Origin of the sequence: Opitutus sp. ER46, from assembly GCF_003054705.1 — a bacterium.
In the GTDB taxonomy this organism is placed as follows: Bacteria; Verrucomicrobiota; Verrucomicrobiia; order Opitutales; family Opitutaceae; genus ER46.
The window spans coordinates 40,485-59,849 of sequence record NZ_QAYX01000012.1 but is presented as its reverse complement, the minus strand read 5'-3'; the positions used below and the strand labels follow the sequence as shown (position 1 = coordinate 59,849).

At 67.2% G+C, this 19,365-nt stretch carries 17 protein-coding genes; 5 read left to right on the top strand and 12 right to left on the bottom strand.

Translation table 11 applies throughout. From position 1 onward, the window contains the following. Positions 1-486: 486 nt before the first annotated feature. The 5 genes from DB354_RS00815 (at position 487) to DB354_RS00795 (ending at position 5,159) form a co-directional block, all read left to right on the top strand. Entirely contained in the window at positions 487-1,287 is an 801-nt protein-coding gene (locus tag DB354_RS00815; protein ID WP_107833530.1) for an ElyC/SanA/YdcF family protein, read from the top strand. A gap of 139 nt (positions 1,288-1,426) precedes the next feature. Next, positions 1,427-2,065 (top strand): DUF47 family protein, encoded by a 639-nt coding sequence (locus DB354_RS00810; RefSeq protein ID WP_107833529.1) that lies wholly within the window; start codon positions 1,427-1,429, stop codon positions 2,063-2,065. Positions 2,066-2,084: 19 nt separating this feature from the next. Beyond that, positions 2,085-3,158 (top strand): inorganic phosphate transporter, encoded by a 1,074-nt coding sequence (locus tag DB354_RS00805; protein ID WP_107833528.1) that lies wholly within the window; start codon positions 2,085-2,087, stop codon positions 3,156-3,158. Between the two features lie 201 nt (positions 3,159-3,359). After that, positions 3,360-4,004: a DUF47 family protein gene (locus DB354_RS00800; RefSeq protein ID WP_107833527.1), complete on the top strand. Its 645-nt coding sequence runs from the start codon at positions 3,360-3,362 to the stop codon at positions 4,002-4,004. Between the two features lie 84 nt (positions 4,005-4,088). Next, positions 4,089-5,159: an inorganic phosphate transporter gene (locus DB354_RS00795; RefSeq protein ID WP_107833526.1), complete on the top strand. Its 1,071-nt coding sequence runs from the start codon at positions 4,089-4,091 to the stop codon at positions 5,157-5,159. Positions 5,160-5,289: 130 nt separating this feature from the next. Here DB354_RS00795 and DB354_RS00790 read toward each other — a convergent pair whose 3' ends face one another. The 12 genes from DB354_RS00790 to DB354_RS00735 all read right to left on the bottom strand — a co-directional run bounded on the left by DB354_RS00790 (position 5,290) and on the right by DB354_RS00735 (position 18,749). Then, a complete protein-coding gene (locus DB354_RS00790) occupies positions 5,290-6,513 on the bottom strand; it encodes an ATP-binding protein (protein WP_107833525.1) in 1,224 nt (407 codons plus the stop codon). Positions 6,514-7,074: 561 nt separating this feature from the next. Then, positions 7,075-7,761, bottom strand: a complete 687-nt coding sequence (locus DB354_RS00785) for a response regulator transcription factor (protein ID WP_107833524.1) — start codon at positions 7,759-7,761, stop codon at positions 7,075-7,077. 75 nt (positions 7,762-7,836) lie between these two features. Next, the gene (gene phoU / locus DB354_RS00780) at positions 7,837-8,493 is read right to left on the bottom strand and encodes a phosphate signaling complex protein PhoU (protein WP_107833523.1); all 657 of its coding nucleotides are present in this window, start codon (positions 8,491-8,493) and stop codon (positions 7,837-7,839) included. 25 nt (positions 8,494-8,518) lie between these two features. Further along, positions 8,519-9,388: a phosphate ABC transporter ATP-binding protein PstB gene (gene pstB / locus DB354_RS00775; RefSeq protein WP_233256511.1), complete on the bottom strand. Its 870-nt coding sequence runs from the start codon at positions 9,386-9,388 to the stop codon at positions 8,519-8,521. Further along, a complete protein-coding gene (pstA, locus tag DB354_RS00770; RefSeq protein ID WP_107833522.1) occupies positions 9,382-10,422 on the bottom strand; it encodes a phosphate ABC transporter permease PstA in 1,041 nt (346 codons plus the stop codon). The genes pstB and pstA overlap by 7 nt, the downstream gene beginning before the upstream one ends. Positions 10,423-10,424: 2 nt before the next feature. Continuing rightward, positions 10,425-12,032 carry a phosphate ABC transporter permease subunit PstC gene (pstC, locus tag DB354_RS00765; RefSeq protein ID WP_107833521.1) on the bottom strand — a complete coding sequence of 536 codons (1,608 nt, stop codon included), beginning with the start codon at positions 12,030-12,032 and terminating at the stop codon, positions 10,425-10,427. Positions 12,033-12,119: 87 nt separating this feature from the next. Beyond that, the gene (locus tag DB354_RS00760; protein WP_107833520.1) at positions 12,120-12,938 is read right to left on the bottom strand and encodes a phosphate ABC transporter substrate-binding protein; all 819 of its coding nucleotides are present in this window, start codon (positions 12,936-12,938) and stop codon (positions 12,120-12,122) included. Between the two features lie 46 nt (positions 12,939-12,984). Next, positions 12,985-14,304 (bottom strand): putative porin, encoded by a 1,320-nt coding sequence (locus DB354_RS00755; RefSeq protein WP_107833519.1) that lies wholly within the window; start codon positions 14,302-14,304, stop codon positions 12,985-12,987. 386 nt (positions 14,305-14,690) lie between these two features. After that, a complete protein-coding gene (locus DB354_RS00750) occupies positions 14,691-15,500 on the bottom strand; it encodes a UDP-2,3-diacylglucosamine diphosphatase (RefSeq protein WP_107833536.1) in 810 nt (269 codons plus the stop codon). Further along, positions 15,497-16,441: a diacylglycerol kinase family protein gene (locus DB354_RS00745; RefSeq protein WP_233256510.1), complete on the bottom strand. Its 945-nt coding sequence runs from the start codon at positions 16,439-16,441 to the stop codon at positions 15,497-15,499. The genes DB354_RS00750 and DB354_RS00745 overlap by 4 nt, the downstream gene beginning before the upstream one ends. Beyond that, a complete protein-coding gene (locus DB354_RS00740; protein ID WP_107833518.1) occupies positions 16,438-17,586 on the bottom strand; it encodes a galactosyldiacylglycerol synthase in 1,149 nt (382 codons plus the stop codon). Before DB354_RS00740 ends, DB354_RS00745 begins: the two co-directional genes overlap by 4 nt. Continuing rightward, positions 17,583-18,749 (bottom strand): glycosyltransferase family 1 protein, encoded by a 1,167-nt coding sequence (locus tag DB354_RS00735; protein ID WP_107833517.1) that lies wholly within the window; start codon positions 18,747-18,749, stop codon positions 17,583-17,585. Before DB354_RS00735 ends, DB354_RS00740 begins: the two co-directional genes overlap by 4 nt. Positions 18,750-19,365 lie beyond the last annotated feature (616 nt).

Sequence of the window (19,365 nt, the reverse complement as noted above, 5' to 3'; positions counted from 1 at the left end):
TGCATACGAGTATATGGCCGAAGTGCTCGGCAGTGATTTCACCCTGAGAGCCTCCACTATTCTCCACAGCTCAGCCCGGCGCGCAGCGATCTCTGCGGCCTCCGCGACCTCCTGTTGAATGCCTTGGATCTTGCGCCTTCTGCGCTCTCTTGCGGCCCGAACCCCGACCCCTGTTCGCCGCGCCTGCGGCGTCGGGTAAACCCACCCGAGAGTACGCTTGAGTCTCCCGCTCCGGCATCCTGATCCTGCGCCCGACATTCTCCGCCCGCAGCCTCGCCCACTCTTTCCCTCCGCTCCCCCGCCCTGTCACTCTCCGTCGTCCGAGCACCTTCACTCTCCGACATCCGGCTGCTCATCCTCCGTCGCCCGCCACCTTTCACTTTCACTCTCCCCCCGGGGGCCACTCTCACTTTCACTCCCGCAGGGCCACTTTCACTCCCGCGGTCCGCCGCGGACCACTTTCACTCTCACTCCTCACTCCCTCTGATGTTTTTCTGGCTCAAGAAGGTCATTGCTTACGTCCTGATGCCGATCCCGGCGTGCTTCGCGCTGCTGGGGGTGGGCGTCGCGCTGTTGTGGACCCGCCGCGGGGCGCGGGCGGGGCGGATGATTCTCACTGTCGCCGTGCTCCTGCTCCTGGTCCTCGGCAACGGGTTCGTCAGCACCTGGCTGATCCGACCGCTCGAAACGCAGTACCCGGCCGCGCCCGATGTCACCGCCGGCGCCGCCATCCCGCCCGCCCTCGCCTCCTGCCAGTTCGTCATTGTCCTCGGCGGCGGCAACCTCGACCTCGCCGACGTCCCCGCGCTCACCCGCCTCTCCGGCTCGGCCTTCCAGCGGCTCACCGAGGCGGTTCGACTCCTCCGCTTCCTCCCTCACGCCCGGCTCGTCGTCAGCGGCCCCGCCGATCCCCGCCTGCCCGACCGCCCCACCCACGCCACCATGCTAGAGCGCGCCGCCATCTCCCTCGGCGTCGACCCCGGCCGCATCGTTCGCATCGAACACGCCCGCGACACCGAGGACGAATCCCGCGCCGTCCGTAAACTCGCCGGCCCCGCCCCCGTCGCCCTCGTCACCTCCGCCTGGCACATGCCGCGCAGCATGGCGCTGTTCCGCAGCGCCGGCGTGAACGCCATCGCCTGCCCGACCGATTATAAAATGGCTTCCTATAACGACTTCCACTGGCGCGATTGCCTATGGAACGTCGACTCGCTCGAGCGCAGCACCCTCGCGGTCCGCGAGCGCATCGGCCACCTCTGGATCTGGCTGCGCGGCAAGGCCGGCTGAGCCCCACCCGGCGACGCCCGCCGCCCGTCCGCCCGCGACGCGCCGATTCCTTCCCCTGCGGGTCCGCCAGATTCCTTCGCCCGCCCGGAATTTTTGCTTTCGCCCCTTCCGGAATCACTTCTATGTCGGCCGCATCTCCATGCTGTCCCTCAAGAAGCTCCTGGGCAAAGACGACAAGTTCTTCGACCTGCTCGAAGCCGGTGCGGAGGAGGCCAAGGCCAGTGTCGACCTGTTCTCCGCCTACCTGAAACGGATCGCGTCCAACGAATCCCACGCCTCCCTCGACGACTTCGTCCAGACGCGCCGCAAGGAGAAGCGTATCCGCCACCTGATGACCGAGGAGCTCAGCCGCACGTTCGTCACGCCGCTCGAGCGCGAGGACATCGAGGCCCTCTCCTTCGCCCTCTACCGCATCCCGAAGCAGCTCGAGAAGATCGTGGAGCGGCTCTCCATCTACCCGGGCCGCGTGCCCCACTCCGCCTTTGCCCGCCAGGCCGAGCTCATGATGCAGGCCGCCGAGGCGGTCGTGTTCATGGTGAAACAGCTCCGCGGCGGCACGCACATCGAGAAGATCCGCGAGGCCAACGACCGCCTGCAGTACGCCGAGGGCGAGGCCGACAAGGTCATGCTCGGGCTGCTCAAGGAACTCTACAACGGGCCCTACGACGCCAAGGAGCTCGTGATCCTCCAGGAGCTCTACGAGATGGTCGAACAGGCCGTCGACCGCTGCCGCAACGCCGGCAACATCGTCGTCCAGATCGTCCTGAAACACTCCTGAGCCGGCCCGCGCCCTCGCCATGACGCTGTTCCTGCTGGTCCTGCTGACGGCGCTCGCCTTCGAGTACATCAACGGCTTTCACGACACGGCCAACGCGATCGCCACCGTCGTCTCGACCAAGGTCCTCACGCCGCGCCAGGCCGTCCTCTGGGCCGCGTTCTGGAATCTCGTCGGCGCGTGGATGGGTACCGCGGTCGCCAAGACCATCAGCAGCGGACTCGTGGACGCCACGGTGGTCACGATGACCACACTGTTCTGCGCGCTGATGGGCGCGATCGTTTGGAACATCTTCACCTGGTGGCTCGGCCTGCCGTCCAGCTCCAGCCACGCGCTGATCGGCGGCCTGTGCGGCGCGGCCCTCGCCACCGCCGGGGGCAACTGGAGCGTCCTCATCTGGTCGACGACCAACGCCAAGGGCGCGGCCGTCGGCCTCTGGCCCAAGGTGGTCCTCCCGATGTTCACCTCGCCGTTGGTAGGCTTCCTCGGTGGCGCGCTGCTGATGTGGCTCCTCATCATCGTGCTGCGCAAGGTCACCCCGCGCGTCGTCGGCCTCGTCTTCGGCAAGGCCCAGCTCCTCAGCGCCGGTTTCATGGGCTTCAGCCACGGCTCCAACGACGCCCAGAAGACCATGGGCATCATCACGCTCGCGCTCTTCACCGGCACCTCCACCGGCGCATTCAAGGATCTGCCCAACTGGGCCGGCTTCCTGCGCATCCAGGAGTTCAAGGACATCCCGCACTGGGTCGTCATCGTCTGCGCGCTCACCATGGCGGCCGGGACCGCGGCCGGCGGCTGGCGCATCATCCGCACCATGGGACACAAGATGGTGAAGATGCAGCCCGTGCACGGCTTCGCCGCCGAGACCACCGCCGCCCTGATCCTGCACGGCACCGCCACCCTCGGTATCCCCGTTTCCACGACCCACGTCATCTCCACCTCCATCATGGGCGTCGGCGCCACCAAGCGGCTCAGCGCCGTGAAATGGGGCGTCGTCGAACGCATCATCTGGGCGTGGGTGCTCACGCTGCCGATCACCGGCCTGCTCGGTTACGGCCTCGTGCACCTGAGCCACACGCTCGGGATGGGCCGCTGAGCGCGCCGCGGCGCCCCGCCTTCACGCCACGCGCCGGCGCCGCCGCCCGGCAAAGGGCTGAATTCAAGTCACTCGCAGCGCCAGCGCCCCGCGCGACCCGATATGCCCGTGTTTTCCCGCTAATATCCGGCGCCAGCGCCGCCCCAGCCGGAATTTTGTTTCGCCGCGCGCGCGGTTTCGTTCTCAAAATGCCGCCGACCTATGTTCTCGCTCAAGAAGCTACTGGGGAAAGACGACAAGTTCTTTGACCTGCTCGAGTCGGGTGCGCACGAGGCGAAAGTCAGCGTGGATCTGTTTTCCGCGTATCTGAAACGCATCGCCTCCGTGAGCGATGGCTCACGCGCACCGCTGGACGACTTCGTGCAGGCCCGCCGCAACGAAAAGCGCATCCGCCACACGGTGACGGAGGAGCTCAGCCGGACGTTCGTGACCCCGCTCGAGCGCGAGGACATCGAGGCGCTGTCGTTTTCCCTCTACCGGATTCCCAAGCAGGTGGAGAAGATCGTGGAGCGCATCTCCATCTACCCGGGCCGGCTGCCGCACGCCGCGCTGCACCGCCAGGCCGAACTCATGATGCAGGCCGCCGAGGCCGTGGAGTTCATGGTCAAGCAACTCCGTGGCGGCACCCACATCGAAAAGATCCGCGAGGCCAACGCCCGCCTCCAATTTGCCGAAGGCGAGGCCGACAAGGTCATGCTCGGCCTCCTCAAGGACCTCTACAACGGGCCCTACGACGCCAAGGAACTCGTCATCCTGCAGGAGCTTTACGAGATGGTCGAACAGGCCGTCGACCGCTGCCGCAACGCCGGCAACGTCGTGGTCCAGATCGTCCTCAAACACTCGTGATCCGCCCGATGCTCCGATGCCCGTTCCCCTCGCTCCGACGCTCCGCGTCGCGGGCGACCTGACGCGCCGGTCCGGCCTGAATCGATGATTTTCTTCCTGCTGGTTCTCCTCGCGGCCCTCGTCTTCGAGTACATCAACGGCTTCCACGACGCGGCCAACGCGATCGCCACCGTTGTCTCGACCAAAGTCCTCACGCCGCGCCAGGCCATCACCCTGGCCGCGACCTGCGACCTCATCGGCGCCTTCATGGGCACCGCGGTCGCAACGACCATCGGCAAGGGCCTGGTCGACACCGGGGTCGTCACCATGGCGACCGTGTTCACCGCGCTCATCGCGGCGATCATCTGGGGCCTGCTGACCTGGTGGCTCGCCCTGCCCTCCAGCTCCAGCCACGCGCTGATCGGCGGCCTCTGCGGCTCCGCCGTCGCCACCGCCCACGACAACTGGGCCGTGCTCAAATGGTCGGCGATCGACGCTTCCGGCCACCACATCGGACTCTGGCCCAAGGTCGTCCTGCCGATGATCACGTCGCCCGTCCTGGGCTTCGTCTTCGGCGGCCTCCTGATGCTCCTCCTCACGATGGCGCTGCGCAAAGCCACGCCGCGCATCGTCGGCATGATCTTCGGCAAGGCCCAGCTCGGCAGCGCCGCCTTCATGGGCATCAGCCACGGCATGAACGACGCCCAGAAGACCATGGGCATCGTCACCCTCGCCCTTTTCACCGGCACAACCGCCGGCGTGTTCAACGACCTGCCGGCGTGGGCGCATTTCCTTCACACCCCGGCCTTCGAGATTCCGAAGTGGGTCGTGTTCATCTGCGCGTTCACGCTCGCGGCCGGCACCTCCGCCGGCGGCTGGCGCATCATCCGCACCATGGGGCACAAGATGGTGAAGCTGCAGCCGGTCCACGGCTTCGCCGCCGAAACCACTGCCGCCCTCGTCATTCACACCGCCTCTGGCATCGGCGTCCCCGTTTCGACGACCCACGTCATCTCCAGCTCCATCATGGGCGTCGGCGCCACCAAGCGCTTCAGCGCCGTGAAATGGGGCCTCGTCGGCCGCATCGTCTGGGCGTGGGTGCTGACGCTCCCCGTCACCGGCCTCCTCGGCTACGGACTGGTCCACCTGCTCCGCGCCACCGGGATCGCGCAGTAAGCGCGGCGCGCTGCCTCACCGCGGGGCCGACTCAACGCTCGGTCGCCGGCGCCCCGACTTTGTTACCGCCATGATCGCGCCGCGGGCCCGGACCAAACCGTCCAAACCGCCCGCGCGTGGCGCCGAGGCGTTACGTGGTTGCCCCACGCTTGACGACACCGTTGGTCTGTCCCGCGACCTCCGTCGCCGGCAGCGTGACAAAAAACGTCGAGCCTTTGCCGGGCGTGCTCTCGACGCGCACGTCGCCGCCGTGGGCCTGGACGACGTTCTTCACGATCGCGAGCCCGAGGCCGGTGCCGCCCTGTTCGCGCGAGCGGCCTTTGTCCACGCGGAAGAACCGCTCGAAAATCCGCGGCTGCGCGTCCACCGGGATGCCCGGGCCGTCATCGCGCACCGCGATCTCGACCATCGCCGAGCTCACGCGCCGGCCCGTGACCTCCACGGCGCCGCCGTTGCGCCCGTACTTGATCGCGTTCTCCACGAGGTTGCCGAGCACCTGCCGCAACCGCACGGGATCCGCCTGCACGACCAGTTCGCCGGCGACGCGATTCGCCAGCGTGACGCTCCGCGCCTGCGCCAGGATCTGCGCGTCGTCGACCGACTCCTGCACCGCGGTCCGCACGTTCACCAGCCGGAGGTCGAGGCCGACGCGCCCGGAATCCAGCCGCGAGAGCAGCAGCAGGTCGTCGAGCAGCACGGTCAACCGGCTCGCATGCCGGTCGATGATCTCCAGGAAACGCCCGGTGATCGCCGGATCGTCGCGGCCGCCGTCCATCAGCGTCTCCGCCGCACTCTTGATCATCGAGAGCGGCGTGCGCAGTTCGTGGCTCACGTTGGCAACGAAATCCTGCCGCACCGATTCCAGCCGCCGCAGCCGGGTGACGTCGTGAAAGACCAGCACCGCGCCCGTGGTCGCGCCGGTGCGGTCGTGCAGCGCCACGGCGCTGATCTGGAGGATGCGCGCTTCGGGCCGCTCGATGCGGACTTCGTGCTCAATGGGCTTCGGCTCCGCGAGCGCGCGGCGCGCCAGGGTGTCCACTTCGTGGTGACGGATCGCCTCCAGCAACATCCCGCCCGCCATCATGCGCGAGAAGCCGAACATCAGCTCGGCCGCGCGGTTCGCGAGGACGATGTGCCGCTCGGAATCGAGCACCACCAGGCCCTCGATCATGGCGTCGAGGACGGCCTCCACCCGCGCGCGCTCGGTTCGCTCCGTCGCTTCGAACGCCTCCTTTTGCGCCGCCAGCTCCCGCACGCGCCGCTGCTCGGACTCCACCAACCGACGCTGCCGCCGGCGCGCCACGAGGTAGCAGGCGCCCAGCGCGATCAGGAGGATGAGGTTGAGGGTCAGCACGAGGTAAAGCGGAAGCTCAGGTAGCAGTTAACGCCGGCCGGGTAACGGAAAAAGGCGCGAAGAGCCGGAGTAAGAAGGCGTGGACCGAGGCGGGGATGGCCACGAAGAGGCACGAAGAGCCACGAAAAGGGGCGACCGAGCGAAGGATGGGTGAACAAGAGGCAGCAGAGTTCGCAGAGGCCGAGCCGGAGAAAGGCAGGGTTGGCCACGAAGAGACACCCAAAGCCACGATAGCCGACCGTAGAAACAAAGGCAGCCTCACAGGAGGTCGCTGAGCTCGCAGAGGGCTCGAGCGGGAGATCAGCCCTCCTCCGGATCGATCTCTGCGCGCTCAGCGACCTCCTGTTGAACGGCCTTGGGTTTGTTGAACTGAGTTTCGAACTCCTCACAGGAGACAAGGGAGGAAACAGAGTACGATCGAGCTTCCGAACCACGCTCGGTTGCCTCCCTTTCCTCATGTGAGGCCTTGCCTGGGACTCCGTGGTTCCTTTTGCGTCTTCTGCGCTTTTTTGCGGCCCAACCACCTGCCCGCCTTTTCGGAAATCGTGGCGCAATTTCCGATCACTCGGTCGCGATGAAGCGGTAGCCGACACCGCGGATCGTCTCCAGGTACTGGGCAGCGTCGCCGAGTTTCTCGCGCAGGCGGCGCATGTGCGTGTCCACCGTCCGACTGTCGATCGGGTTCTCGTAACCCCACACATCCTGCAACAGCCGGTCGCGCGTCTGCACGCGGCCGCGTCGCTGGGCGAGCACTTGCAGCAGCTTGAACTCCGTCGCGGTCAGCGCGATCGGCTCGTCCCGCCACCGCACCTCGTGCCGCGGCACATCGATCGCGAGATCGCCGAACCGGATCAACGCCGCCGCCGTATCGGCCGCCGGCGCCCGCGCCAGGAGCTTCTTGATGCGCAGGACCAGCTCGCGCGGGCTGAAGGGTTTCGTGACGTAGTCGTCGGCCCCGAGCTCGAGCCCGATCACGCGGTCCATCTCCGCCGCGCGCGCGGTCAGCATCACGATCGGAATCCCGGCGGTGGTGTTGTCGCGCCGCAGCACCTTGCAGACTTCGAGTCCGTCGACCTCGGGCAGCATGAGATCGAGCACGATCAGGTCGGGATGCTCATCGCGCGCCGCGGTGATCGCGCGGCTGCCATCCTTGGCGAAGATGGGCGCGTAGCCCGCCTCCTTCAGTTTGAAGCCCAGGACCTCGAGCGCGTCGGGCTCGTCGTCGACCACGAGTATCTTCGGTTTCATGTAAGGCGCGATGGGGGAAACGGGGAGCGGTGCGGGAACCATACTGGCCGGCGGCGCCCCCCGGGGTAAAGCCTGCTATACCTTGCTGGCGGCGTGGCGGATGTCCTTCGCCTCGTAGAGGAAGACCACTTCCTCCGCGATGTTCGTGGCGTGGTCGGCGATCCGCTCCAGGCTCTTGGAAATCGTCATCAGCTTCAGGCTGCGGGTGATCGTGGCCGGATCCTCCACCATGAAACTCGCCAGCTCGCGGTGGATCTGCCGGTTGAGTTCGTCGACGTCGTGGTCCCGCGGAATCACCGTGCGGGCGATGTCGGGCTTCCGGTGGATGAAGGCGGTGATCGCGTCACGCAGCATCTCCAGCGACATCGTCGCCATCCGCGGCAGGTCCACGTACGGCTTCAGCTGCGGCTCGGTCGCCAGCTCCACGGCGCGGCGGGCAATAGTGACCGCCTCGTCGCCCACCCGCTCGAGGTTCTGCGACACCTTCATCCCGACCGTGATCAAGCGCAGGTCCGTCGCCAGGGGCGCCTTCGCGAGCAGGTGCACGGCAGTGTCGTCGATCTCGATCTCGAACTGGTCGAGAATGGCGTCGTCCTCCTCCACCTGGCGTGCCATCGCGTCGTCGCGTTCGGACAGGGCACGCATCGAGCGCGCCACGGCCGACTCGGCGTGGCTGGCCATCGCCAGGAGGCTCTCCTTGAGCTTGTTCAGCTCTTCCGTGTAGTGCGTCATTTTCGGGTGACTCGTCCGGCTGGGGTCAGCCAAACCGGCCGGAGACGTACGCCTCGGTCTGCGGGTTGGCTGGGTTGGTGAAGATAGTCCGGGTCTCTGCATATTCCACCAGGCGGCCCAGATAGAAGAAGGCGGTGCGGTCCGAGCAGCGCGCCGCCTGCTGCATGTTATGGGTCACGATCACGATCGCGTAGTCCCGCCGCAGCTCCTGGATCAGTTCCTCGATCTTCGCCGTCGCCACGGGATCCAGCGCCGAACAGGGCTCGTCCATCAGGATCACCTCGGGTTCCACCGCGATCGCCCGCGCGATGCACAGCCGCTGCTGCTGGCCGCCGGAGAGGCCCAGCCCGCTCGAATGCAGGCGGTCCTTCACCTCGTCCCAGAGCGCGGCGCCGCGCAGCGACTTCTCCACGATCTCGTCGAGCCGGCCGCGGTCGCGCACGCCTTGCAGGCGGAGCCCGTAAATCACGTTCTCGTAAATCGACTTTGGGAAGGGATTCGACTTCTGGAACACCATGCCCACCCGCTTCCGCAGTTCGATGACGTCCACGTCCGGCTGGTTGATGTCCACGCCGTGAATCTTGATCCGGCCCTGGCCGATCCGCGTGCCGTCGATCAGGTCGTTCATCCGGTTGAGGCAGCGGAGGAGCGTCGACTTGCCGCAGCCCGAGGGCCCGATGAACGCGGTGACCTTGTGGTCCTCGATCCCCAGCCGGATCTGGTGCAGCGCCTGCGTCGCACCGTAGTAGAAGTCCAGGTCCTCGATCTCGATCAACGGCCGGTCCGGCTCGCGGTGGCGCACACCGACGTCGCGGTGCGGCACACTCTGGCTCGGCGGCGGCAGCAGGGAGGTGGCGGTCGAGGTGTCCATCGTGGAAAAGGTGGCGGTTACCATTGGTAGCGTTTGCGCAGCCGGTTGCGGAAAAGGATCGAGGCGGCGGCGATCACCGCGACGAGCACCAGGAAGACAAAGGCCGTGCCGTACTGCACCCGGGCGGTGTACTCGTTCTGCGGGATCTTCGAACTGACGACGTAGATGTGGTACGGCAGCGCCATCACGCCCTGAAAGAAGAAGTCGGTCACCTTGGCGACGTCCCAGGGGAGCTTGTCGCGGACGACATACGCGGCGGTGAACATGATCGGCGCGGTCTCGCCGGCGACGCGGGCGATGCCGAGGATCGAGGAGGTCAGGATGCCGGGCAGCGCGTAGGGCAGCACGTTGCCACGGATCGTCTGCCACTTGGTGGCGCCCAGCGCGAGCGAGCCCTCGCGGAAGCCGCGCGGCACGGCGCGGAGCGACTCCTCGCTGGCCGTGATCACCACCGGCAGGACCATGAACGCGAGGGTGAACCAGCCGGCCAGGAGCGAGACGTTCCAGCCGAAGAACACCACGAACATGCCGAAGCCGAAGAGGCCGAACACGATCGAGGGCACGCCGGCGAGGTTCAGAATCGCCAGCCGCACGAACCGGATGAAGCGTCCGTCCTTCGCGTACTCGCTGAGGTAGATCGCCGCGGCGACGCCGAGGGTCAGAGCGATGGCCATCGAGCCCAGCACGAGGAGGATCGTGCCGACGATGTTCGGGAAGATGCCGCCCGCCGAGTACACGTAACTCTCGGTGCGCACCTTCGCCGCCGCCGGATGCTGCGTCACGAAAGCCCGGTGCTCCCGGTCGCCCTGCTCGTACTTCTTCCCCTCGAACTCAAAGACGTAGAGCGACTCCGGCGCCTGGGTCAGAAAGGCGACGTTGATGAACGGCGGTGTGCTCCGGAAGACCGTCGGCGCGCCCTTCACCACGATCGTCGCGAACACGCCCACCCCGCACAGCAGCACGAGGTAAGTGACGCCGCGCAACAGCCAGCCGAAGAGCCGTTCCTTGAGGTGCGCGGCCCCGGTTTGCCGACGAAAGACATGCGAACGTTCACTCATGGTCAGCCGATCGAGATGCGGTAACGGCGCACCACTTTCTGCGCCGCAAAGTTGATCAGGAGGGAGAGCAGGAAGAGCACGAGGCCGACGACGAAGAGCGCGCGGTAATGAATGCTCCCGCGCACGACCTCGCCCATCTCCTGTGCGATGATCCCGGTCATCGTGTGGACCGGCTGCGTGACCACCGCCAGGCCCGCAGTGAAGTCGGGAATCTCGATCCGGTTACCCGCGCACAGCAGCACCACCATCGTCTCGCCGATCACGCGGCCGAAACCGAGCAGCACCGCCGAGACCAGCCCGGAGAGCCCGGCCGGCACGATGATCCGCATGATGGTCTGGAGCCGTGACGCGCCGAGGGCGAAGGACGCCTCCTTGAAGGCGCGGGGCACGTTGTTCAGCGCATCCTCCGCGAGCGTGAAGATCGTCGGCACCGCGATCAGCGCCAGCAGGCAACCCGCGGTCAGGATGTTGAGCCGCTCGCTGTACGGGAAACCGGGCACCCAGGAGAGCCACGGCTGCTGCGACAGCGTGCGCAGCGCCTGACCGAGAATCGCGATGCCGAAGAAGCCGAGCACGACCGAGGGGATCGCCGAGATGAACTCGATCACGGGCTTGATCAGCCGCTGCTCCCACGGCGACGCCATCTGGTTCACGTAGATGGCCGCGCCGATCCCGAGCGGCACCGCGATGAGCAGCGCCACGAACGAGACCATCAGCGAGCCGACGAACAGCGGCAGCACGCCATACCAATCCTGCCAGAAACTCGCGGTAAGCCATTGGCGACCGAAGACGAACGCCGTGAACGCCTGCCAGCCCGGCACCTGCTTGCGGTAGTCCCACGCCGCGAGGCGCGCCTCGATGGCAGGGAAGCCCGCCACGTACTCGCGGGCCAGCTCCTGGAACCGCGTCATCCGCGCCTGCAGTTCAGGCTGCGGCAGCGTCGGCGGATTTGCCACCGCCGCCGTCACCGCCTGGGCGAACTCCCGGTTGCTGTCCCGATACATCGGCAGCGTCCCGAGGATCGGCTGCAGCTCGTGGGCAAAGTCCACCTTGTCGACCTTCACCGCCGCCGCGGCCTCGCTCTTGCCCTCCGCCAGCAGCTGCTCGCGCTCCTCGGCGCGGTCACCCGCCACGACGAACTTCTCCTTCAATGCCGTCGCCTGCTCCGTGAGGTCGGAGACGATTCCGCGCAACGGCACCACGGTGTCCGAGAACTGGTTCGCAAAGGTATCGAAGGCCTCCAGCCGTGCGTTCGCCTGTTCCGGCGTCAGCTTCTCCCCTTCGGTCAACGCCTGGAACTCCCGCACCCGCAGATCGGAGAGATAGCGCGTCAACGCAGTGTGGTCCTCCAGCTGCGCGCGCATGATGTCCACATACTCCAGCCCCGCGCGGCGATAGACCTGCAGGTTCTGGTGGTTCTGTCCAAAAAACCCGATGCCCTCCCGCACGAGGAAGATCGTGATCAGCGTGAGCACCACGACCGACACGAAGGCGTTGCCGCCGAAGAAGGCCTTGATGGCGTCGTCCGCGCTCAGCCCGAGGAACCGCCGACGCCGCCGGCGGGGCGCCAGATTCGGCGCCGGAGCGGGAGCGGTGGAGATCTCATTCATGCGTCAGGGCAAAAACGGCAGTGCGCCGCCTGGGCTGCAAGCGGCGCACTGTTACATTACGGTGACAGGATTTCCGGAGGGGCGGGCTCAGCTCTTGGCCGGGGCGACAAACCCGACCTTTTCCATGATTTCCCGTCCCGCATCGCTGTGCACGAACTCGATGAACTTCGCGGCCTCACCCGTCGGCGCGCCGTTGGTGTAGAAGAACGTGGGGCGCGCGAACGGGTACTTGCGCGCCAGCACGGAGTCGTGGGTCGGCTCGGCCCCGTCGATCGCGACGACCTTGATGCCTGGATCGTGAATGTAGGCGAGGCCCACGTAGCCGATGCCCGACGGGTTCCGCGCCACCTCGGCCGCAATTTGCTCGTTGCCCGCCATCTTCTGCGAGGAGGAGGCGTAGTCGCGGTTGCTCATCGCGAGCTGCTTGAAGTCCGAATACGTGCCGGACGACGTGTTGCGGGTGTAGAGCGAGATCCGGCCCGGGGTGCCGCCGACCGCGGACCAGTCGGTGATGTCACCGGCGAAAATCTGCTCCACCTGACGCCGCGTGAGCTTCGTAACCGGGTTGTTGGCGTTCACCACGACGCCGATGCCGTCGTAGGCGACGATGGTCGGCTTCATGGTCACGCCCTTGGCCTGCGCCGCCGAGACTTCGGTGGCCTTGGCGCGGCGGCTGGCCATCCCGATGTTGGCAGTGCCGTCGATGATCGCCGCGATGCCCGTGGTGGAGCCTTCGGCGGCGATTTCAAACGACACGCCCGGATTGGCGGCCTTGTAGGCTTCGGCCAGCTGCGGCACGAGCTTCGCGCCGAGGGTGTCCGAGCCTTTGATGACGAGCTTGTTGTCGGCCCGGGCGGACCCGGCGACAGCGAGCAATGCAGTCAGGAGGAGAAGCGTCTTTTTCATAGATAAAGAAGGAGTTGTGGTTGGGTTGGAGCGCGGGACTGCCGGCTCAGAACTTCAGGACGAGGTCCAGCTGGAGGAGCTGCGAGCGGTCGAGGTTGGCCAGCGCGTGGGTCAGGTTGTCCTGGATCGCGGTGGTGTGGAAATAGGTGGCGTTGAGGGTGGCGAAGTCGGTCAGGTTGTAACCGACGGTGCCCTTGAACCCGCGCTGGCTGAGCTTGCCGAAGGCGAAGTCGGAATCGCTGGTATTGGGGTCCGCGGCGCCGAGGCCGATCTCGCGGTAGTCAATGCGGGCGCTGTAGTCGCCCATGGTCTTGCCGCTGCCCTTGGCGTAGCCGATGCCGACGAGCCAGGCGAAGGGATCATCCTTCCAGCGGCTGAGGCTGAGCCCGTAGGCCTTGGCCACGCGGTTCTCGGACTCGAAGTTGTAAGAGGAATCCCAGTACAGCTTCACGCTGGTGCCCTCGCCTGCGACGTTCATCCAGTTCACCTCGCCGGCGAAGGTTGCCAGCCGTAGCCAGCGAGTCGTGCCGTTGAAGGGGGTCTCGTTGGTGGCGGTGTCGATGCCGGACGCGTTGTAGGTGGCGAAGCCCGGGGCGAGCACCACGCTGTTCACGACGTTGCCGATGCTGTCGCGGCCGAACCAGTGGGTGTACACGGCCTGCTGCTCGAAGAGCCAGGCGTCACGGCCGCCGGGGCCGGCCACGCGCTCGTTGCGGTCCTCCATGATGTTCTGCAGGGCGCGGAACTCGAGGGTGTCCTTGGCGCCATAATAAAGGCGGTACACCTCGCTGGCTCCCTGCGGGTTGATATCGCCGTCCCAGCGCAGGTCGGTGGCGTAGATCGGGTTCTTCTGCTTGCCGAGCACGAGGGAAAAATTGCGCGTCGGCGCCCAGCCGATGTAGGCGCGCGCCAGGTAGAGCGAGTAGTCGTCATTGGCGCCGCCGAAGGTCTGGTTGCCGGAGTCGGCCGCCTGGCCGGTCTCGAGGGCAAAGCCGGTCGTCCAGCCGCGCTGGAGCGCGAAGTCGCCGTTGAACCGGAAGCGGAAGCGCTCGCGGGTGCGCTCGTTCTTCACCGTGGGCGCGCCGGTCGCGACGGCCGGCGCCTGCATCTCGTACTGGTGCCGGATGCGCACGTCGCCCGAGAGCTTGGCCTCGGTGAGGGCGGAGCTCAGGTTGAGCTTCCCGGCGGAGGTGTTGTTGGTGAAGTCGCGGACCAGTTCGGTGCGGAGTTCTTCCGCCTCCTGGTCGGTGACGATTCCCTTGCGGACCAGCAGATCGATCAACGGTCCGCTGTCCTGGGCGACGGCCGTGCCGGTGAGGGCAAGCACCGTGAGGAGCGCGAGGCATTTGAAACGGAGGGTAGGCATGCTTGGCAGTGGTGGTTGTTAGCCGGTGGGTGGCAGCCCCCCAACCGGTCGGTCGTACTATCACCCACGTGTGTTACAGCCGCGTGGCGCCGGGGTGACGTCTCCGCAACAGTCCCCCTCAGCTCCCCCGCGCCCCCCAGGGGCCTTCCCCCTCTTTCTCTTACTCTTCCTCTTTCTCTTTCTCTTCCTCTCGAGGGATTGAGCAGTTTTCGCTCCGCGAAAACTGAAGCAGGAAGGTTCTCGTTCTCGTTCTCGTTCTCGTTCTCGTTCTCGTTCTCGTTCTCGTTCTCGTTCTCGTTCTCGCGCCGCGCATCCCGCGCGGCGCTCACGGATTGAGAGAAAGAGGAAGAGTAAGAGAAAGACTTCCGGGCAGCCCCCCGGCACCGCTACTCCATTGCCGCGACGGCAGCCGGTTCGGCAGGCTCAGTCTCACCCTCGTCCGGCATCGGCCAACTCCGGACAAACTCGGCGAACGTCACCAGTTCGTAACGGCCATTCCAATGCTCAACGATGGCCGTGAGCGACTCGACCCAGTCGCCGGAGTTCAAATACCGCACCTCGCCGATCATCTTGTCGGCAGGGGTGTGGATGTGGCCGCACATCACGCCAACGCAGCCGCGCTGTCGCGCCAACTCCGCGATGTGCGTCTCGAACCGTGACACGTGATTCACCGCCTCCTTGACCCGCGCCTTGATCGCGCGGCTCAGCGACCAGTACTCGAGCCCGCGCCACGCCCGCCAGCGGTTGTAGATCCGGTTCAGCTGCAGCAGCGCGCGGTAGCCCCAGTCGCCCAGGTGCGCGAGGAAAACGAAGTTCTTCGTCACGGTGTCGAACACGTCCCCGTGCAGCACAAGGAAGCGTCCCGCCGCTCCTTCGTGCACGTGCTCCTCCACGATGCGCAACCCCGCAAAATCCAGCGGCAGCAGCGAGGTCAGCACGTCGTCGTGGTTGCCGCGCAGGTACACGACCTCCGTCCCCTGCTTCTCGATCTTCTTCAGCACCAGTCGCACGAAGCGCGTGTGGCCATTCGTCCAGTGCCCGCCCCGCCGCAGCTGCCAGCCGTCGATGATGTCGCCGTTCAGGATCAGTTTCGCGCAGCGGGTGTGACGCAGGAAATGATTCACCTCCGCGACCTTCGCGTCCGGCGTGCCGAGGTGGACGTCGGACAAGATGACGGTCCGCACTGAGAGTTTCATGGGTATTGCAGGGCAAAGTTGGGGCAGGCCGGCTCCGCGGGCGCGGGCGGCAGGGGCGAGTCGGCCGGCACGAGCACGCGCAGGCTGCGGGGTTTTACGCAGAACGTGACGGTCTGGCCGGTGGGGTGCGTCTCACCGTCGGTGTGGAGCACGCCGGGACCGCCGCGCTCGATTACGAACCAGGAGGAGCGGAGGTGCCGGACGTGCGGGCTGCGGTCGATGGTGCCGAGGAAGAGCCGCGGCAGGAGCGAGGCGAGTTCGAGGATGCCCGTGCGGCGGACAGCCACGAGGTTGAGCACGCCGTCGTCGACCAGGGCGCCGGGCGCGATGCGGGCGTTGTTCCCGTACTGGTCGGAGTTCGCGACGGTGATCAGGAGCGCATCGATCGGCTCGCGGCGGGACTCCGCGATGACGGTGCAGCGCTCAGCCGCGCGGTCCCGCAACGCGTTCCAGCCCACGCGGAGGTAGGCCGGCAGCCCGCGGCGCCTGAGCCCGTTGAAGCGCTGGCTGATCTCCGCATCGAACCCCACCCCGGCCGCGTTGAAGAACGGGTGGTCATCCGCCAGCCCGGTGTCGATCGCGGCCGCCCGGGCGCTGCCGGAGCCGATCAACCAGAGGGCATCAGAGATCGATCGCGGGAGCCCGAGGTGCAGCGCGAGGCCGTTGCCGGAGCCGCAGGGCACCACGCCGAGGATCGTACGCGTGCCCACAAGGGCCTGCGCAACTTCGTTCATCGTGCCGTCGCCGCCGACCGCCACCACGAGGTCATACCCCAGGCTGACCGCCTCGCTCGCGAGCTCGGTGGCGTGGCCGCGGTGGGCGGTGATCGCCACGTCGCCGTCGAGGGCGTGGCGCCGGATGAAGCCGCGAATGGTGTCCGGCAGCCCGGTGCGGCCGCGGTTCTTGCCCGAGTGCAGGTTGACGATGAAACGTGTCCTCATGAAAGCGGGGCGGCGACGCGCTCGGGCCGGCTGCGCACGGGCGGCGCGGTTTCAAGGAGCATGGCGTTTACGATCGCGCGGGCCGCATCGGGGCGCGCCAGCCGGTCGACGGCCGCGCGCCAGCCACGCCACTCACGCGCGCCCTCGGCAAAGGCCCGCGCAATCGCCGCGTGGACCGCGTCGGGCGTCGTGGCCAACGCCCCGATCCCGTGCCGGCGCAGCAACTCGGAGTTGCCCTCCTCCTGCCCGGGCACGACCTGGTTCACGATCATCGGGCAACCCGCCGCAAGCGCCTCCTGGGTCGTGGCGCCACCCGCCTTGCTCACCACCACGTGGTGCGTCATCAGCAGCCGCGGCACCTCGGGCGTCCACCCGAGGATCGGCGTCGAACGCACGCGATCATCCGCCAGCCGCATCAGCGCCGTGCGCAAGCCCTCGTCGCGTCCGACGGCGCAGGTGACGTCCCAGCCCGGCTCGGCGAGCAGCCGGCGCGCGGTGGCGAAGGCGTCGCGGTTGCCCGAGTGCACGAGGTAGAGGATGCGCGGTGGCACGCCGGGACCGGGGTCTGGCCGCAGGAGGCGCGCGCCGTCGTCGGCAAAGACGGGCGACACCGGGAAGCCGAGCGTGTGCACCGGCCCGACGCCCGCCCGGGCCAGCACGACGGCCGAGTCCGCATTCGGCACGAACCAGCCGGCGCTTGGCGCGCGCCACCACAGTCCGTTGATGGTGATCGAGTCGGTGACGACCGTGAACAGCGGCGGCAGCGCGAGGCCACGGCGTCGGAGTTCGGCCACCATGAAACCATACACCGGATACGTGCTGCAGAGTGCGACCGGCCGCTCCCGGCGGATGCGCTCCGCCAGCACGTCGAGTTCGCGCCGGAGCAGCGTGACGTACCGGTCGGCGCGCGGCGAGCGATCGAGCCAGCGGTAAAACGCGCTCCAGGCGCGCGGCGCCTGGTTGATGAGTCGGAGGTAGAACCGCCGGCTGTGCTGGTTGAGCCGGGGCCGCGCCACCGCAAACGCGTCCAGGATGGGCGCGCTGCCGGAGCCAAAACGCTCGGCGGTCGCGTCAGCCAGCGCCCGCGCCGCCGCGTTGTGGCCTTCACCGAAGCCGGCCGTGAGGTAGAGAATTCGTGGGGTCATGGGGCAACGGAAACAGCCGGCGCGACCGACCGCGCGAGGCCCGCCGCCTCCGCAAGGTCGGCTTCGAAGCGAGCCACCACGCGCTTCCAGGACTGCGGCTCGACCGCGGCGCGCGCCCGACGGCGCAGTTGCGTACGCAACAGATCGTCGGTGGCCAGCAGCACCGCCGCGTCGATCAGGGCGTCAGGCCGCTCCAGCGGCACGACGAGGCCGTTCTCGCCATTGGTGATGAACTGCTGCGCCGCCGCGTAATCGAAACCGGCCACCGCCAGCCCGCTGGCCAGCGCCTCGGTGAGGACATTGCCAAACGTCTCGGTGCGGCTCGCGTGAATGTAGATATCGGCGGACGCGTAGTACCGGCCGATTTCGCGGCGCGAAAAGAAGCCCGCGAAGATGCACTCGGGGTGTTCGCGCTCGAGCCGGGCCTTGAGCGGCCCCTCGCCCGCGAGCACGAAACGCAGCCGCGGGTTGGCCGCGCGCATCGCCGCATACGCGCGAAAGAGCAGGTCGTAGTTCTTCTCCGCCGCCATCCGGCCGACGTGCAGCACCACGGGCGTGTCGGCCTCGACGCCCCACTCGAGCCGCAACTCCGGCGAGCGTCGCGCCGGATGGAAGTCCCAGGTGTCGACGCCCCGCGACAGCACCGCGACGTCGCGAAAACCCTCGCGGCGCAACTCCGCCGCGAGCGCGGGCGTTGGCGCGAAGGTGCGGCGGGTGCGGTTGTGCACCCGGCGGAGCCAGGCCAGCACCGGCCCGTGCAAGAGCCCGAAGCCGTAGCTGCCGGTGTACCGGTGAAAGTTGGTGTGAAAGCTCGAAGTGACCGGCACGCCCAGCTCGCGCGCGGCGCTCACCGCCGAGGCCCCGAGCGGGCCCTCCGTCACCACGTGGACCAGATCCGGCGGATCCGCCGCCCAGCGGCGGCACAGCCGGCGACGCGCCGGAAACCCCAGCCGGAGCTGGGGATAGCCGGGGATCGGCATGCCCGGCAGCGCCACCTCCGCATAGCCGTCCTCCGGGCGCGGCGGCTTCAGGTCGGGCCGCCGGGGCCGGTAGACCGTGACGCCATGGCCGCGGCGGGCGAGCTCGCGCGCCAGCACGCCAAAAGTCATGGCCACGCCATTGACCTCCGGCGGGAACGTTTCGGTGACGAGCGCGATGTTCACGGTGCTTCGCCGCCAGTGAACCACACGTCGATCCCAACACCGTGGCGTTCCGGTTACGATTCGGTGAAGCCTGATGTCGGAGGCCGGAAGTCGGAAGCCAGAAGCCTGAAGCCGGAGGCCGGAGGCCGGAAGCCGGAGGTCGGAGGCCCGAAGCCTGAAGCCGGAGGCCGGAGGTCGGAGGTCGGAAGCCAGAAGCCTGAAGCCGGAAGCCCGAGGCCAGAGACAAGCCGGAGGTCGGTTCAGGAGATGCTATCCTTCGGAGGTTCAGGACATCCTACCCTCGTCGGAAGTCAGAAGCCAGGGTCTCGGAGCCGGCTCAGGCGGGCGGAGGTCCGCATTTGGAGACATCTGGCCCACACAAGTACCCAGCTAGAAATCGCTTCAGCGATTTCTAAACGAAAGCGCCCGGCGCGATAATCGCACCGGGCGCCGGTTCGCTTGCTACCACACAAGCTGCCCTGTCGAGCTATGAACTTCTGACTGAGCACCTCTCTTATCGTCACGGGTTCGCCCGACCTTAGCGTCCGCCAAAAATCCTCTGCCCGGTTCGCTAAATTTCAGGATAGCCCCCTCTGCAGCATTTCATTGCGGCCGCTTTTCACTCGGAACCAGCGGA